3 protein-coding genes are annotated in these 3,100 nt (G+C 65.5%); all 3 read left to right on the top strand.

What is annotated here, in order from left to right; all coding sequences use genetic code 11:
* Positions 1-540: 540 nt before the first annotated feature.
* Positions 541-930 carry a hypothetical protein gene (locus JGU66_36155; GenBank protein ID MBJ6766209.1) on the top strand — a complete coding sequence of 130 codons (390 nt, stop codon included), beginning with the start codon at positions 541-543 and terminating at the stop codon, positions 928-930.
* 23 nt (positions 931-953) lie between these two features.
* The gene (gene istA / locus JGU66_36150) at positions 954-2,423 is read left to right on the top strand and encodes an IS21 family transposase (GenBank protein MBJ6766208.1); all 1,470 of its coding nucleotides are present in this window, start codon (positions 954-956) and stop codon (positions 2,421-2,423) included.
* Position 2,424: 1 nt separating this feature from the next.
* Positions 2,425-3,100, top strand: a 676-nt coding sequence (istB, locus tag JGU66_36145) for an IS21-like element helper ATPase IstB (GenBank protein ID MBJ6766207.1), incomplete at its 3' end; no start/stop codon positions are given.

Raw genomic sequence — 3,100 nt, 5'->3', positions numbered from 1 at the left:
GATTGGAAGGCCGCGCAGGGGCGCTCGAGGTGCCGAAAACTGGCGGACGTGAAGCCTTGGGCCACGCTGGGCTGGAAGAGTGGACGAGATGAGCGACCTGGAGGAAGGCCAGGCCGCCGGACAACTGGAGTCGCTACCTCTCCGCGACAGGCAGCAACAAGAAGCGCCCGTGTCACGAACGCGTCCACCCGGAGGCCCGGGTGCACGAGCTTCGAGAGCGAGAGTGCCGTCATTGCGGGGAGCGATTCTGGCTCTGTCGGAGGTGCGACAGGGGGCAGGCCTATTGCCACGAAGTGTGCCGCGCCCTGGCCCGCAGAGCGCAGTGGTGCAAAGCGAGCCGCGCCTACCGGGCGAGCCTCCGTCCTGCCGAGGTGCGTCGTGACGCGGCGGCCCGCAAAGCCGAGCAACGGGCACGACAGCGAGCGCGGAGAGTCACACATCCAGGTTCAGTCCAGGCGGAGGCGAGCGTAACGAGAGTCGCACGTGTGCCCCGCGAGTTGGATGAGCCAGCCGCCCGGCGCCGTCTGGAGGTGGCTCTCTATGTCTTCACCGCCGCTGTGGCTGACGCTCGAGGCGCATACCCCGTACACCCAACTCCTTCTCTCCGTGCCCAAGCAGGGCACCGTCCTGAAGGCCCGCCTGCCGCCTGTACCGGCGAGGACTCCAGCCGTGTCCCTCCTGGTGGAGTCACTCAGTGCCTGGTACGGCATGCCCCTCTACGCTGTCGTCGATGCGGACGCGCAGGAGGCCCGGCTGCAGCCTGGGTTATGGGCGAAGCTGTTGGGGGACTTGGCCTTCAACCCCAACATCGCCGTGGAATGGACGTCTCTGCAGTGTCCACCTCCACCCCGTGACAGGTTTCTCGAGTGGGAAGGCTTTGAGTCCGCTCGGAGGCTACTCACCCGCGCGGCGACGGGGCAGCGGCGATGATTTCGCCTGAGATTGGCGCCGAAATGAGACGCCTCTGCCTTCGGGAAGGGTGGGCCGTCGAGACAGTGGCCCGCCGCTTCGGCGTGCACCACTCCACCGTCCGCAGGGCCATTTCCGTGCCCTCGGAGGCAGCCCCACCGCGGACTGTCGGTGCCTTGGAGCCCTTCAAACCCTACCTCGTCCAGCGCCTCACGGAGGCGCCAGAGTTGACGGGCACCCGCCTCCTGGCCGAGTTGAAGGACAAAGGCTACCAGCACGGGGTTGCCATTCTGCGTCGCTACGTGGCGAAGGTGCGGCACCCGCGGCCGCGCAAGGTGTACCTGCGAGTGGAGACGGAGCCCGGGGAGTACGCCCAGGTGGACTGGGGAAGCTTTGGACACTTCCGTATTGGCTCCACCTCACGCCCCCTTTCCGCATTCGCCATGGTGCTGTCCTACTCGCGCGCCCTCTTCGTCGACTTCTCCTTGGACATGCACATGGAAACCTTCCTGCGCATGCACCAGCGCGCCCTGGAATACTTTGGCGGCGTCCCTCGGCGCATTCTCTACGACAACCTCAAGTCCGTCGTCCTCAACCGCGTCGGAAGCACGGTGCAATTCAACCCACGCTTCCTTTCCTTCGCGGGGCACTACCTCTTCGAGCCCACCGCCGCCCCCATCCGCTACCCGGAAGCCAAGGGCCGCGTGGAGGCCTCCATTAAATACCTGCGCCACGCCTTCTTCTACGGCCGCAGCTTCTCCTCTCTCGAGGACTTGCGCGCTCAGGCCAGGACGTGGCTGGCCGAGACGGCGAATACGCGCCTGCATGCCACCACCCGAGAGCGGCCCTGCGAGAGGCTTCTCCTCGAGAGGCCCAGGCTGCACCCGCTTCCGGTGCACGCCTATGACACGGATGTCCTCCTCCCCCTCGTCGTCTCCAAGGAGGCACGCGTCCGCCTTGACGCCAACTCCTACTCAGTCCCTCCGGAATTCGCTGGCAAGTCGGTGCACCTGAGGGCCAATGACTCCTCCGTCCGCATTCTCCACGAGGGGATGGAAGTCGCACGCCATGAGAGGTGCTGGGAGCGCCACCGCCATGTCGAGGACGCCCACCACATTCAGCAACTCCTTGAGCGACGCAAACTCGCACTTGGGCCCAAGCGCAAGGAGCGCCTCGCCTCCCTCAGCCCTGAAGCCAGACTCTACCTCCAGGAAGTCGCTCGCCGCCCCATTCGCCTCAACAACGAGTGCCGCGCCTTGCTGCGACTCGCCCTCCAATACAGTGACGCCGAGGTGGCCGCCGCCATGGCTCGCGCCCTCGTCCTGCGCACCTTCGGCGCCCGCTACGTCCGCGCGCTGATTGACCAGGCCCGCTTCGCTCAAGGCCTCGCCGAGCCCCCGGAGCCCATTCTCACTGGCAATGCCCTCGCTGACTCGCTCGACGTCCAACCCCACCCCCTGGACTCCTACGATGCCCTCCCGCACCCGAAGCCCCGCCTCTGTCTTCCCTCATGACTTGTCTACGCTCTCCCTCGAAGAAGTCCTGCGCGCCCTCGGACTCGAGCATGCCGCCAGTCAATTGAATGCAGCCCTGGCCAAAGCCATTGCGCGAAATGACTCTCCCTCGTCGCTTCTGGACAACCTCATGCGCGAGCAACTCCGCGACACCACCGAAGCTCGCGCCAGGACTGCTCTGCGCCGCTCCGCCATTTTCCCGCTCCCCACCATCGACTCCTATGACTTCAACTACCCCAAGCACATCGACAGAGAGCTCGTCACGCGTGCCGCCTCCCTCGACTTCATTCGGGAGAAGAGCAACGTCGTCTTCATCGGCCCCAGCGGGGTAGGTAAAACCCACCTCGCCAATGCCCTCGGGCAACTGGCTTGCCTCCGCGGCTACCGCGTCCGCTTCGTCGTGGCTGCAGACCTGGTGAATGACCTCGTCGTCGGCCAATCCAAGAACACGCTCCACAAACGGCTTGCCGCCTGGGCGGCTCCCGAACTCCTCCTCATCGATGAACTCGGTTATCTCAGCTTCGATGCTCGGGGGGCCGACCTCCTCTACCAGGTTTTCAACAAGCGCTACCAACGCTCCTCCACCATCGTCACCACCAACCTCCCTTTCAAGGACTGGGGCAAGCTCTTCCACAACAGCGCCGCGGCCTCCGCCATCGCGGACCGCCTCGTGCACA

It is taken from the genome of Myxococcaceae bacterium JPH2 (genome assembly GCA_016458225.1).
GTDB lineage: Bacteria > Myxococcota > Myxococcia > Myxococcales > Myxococcaceae > Citreicoccus.
Note: the sequence above shows the minus strand (reverse complement) of the source record. Positions and strands in the feature narration are given on the sequence as shown.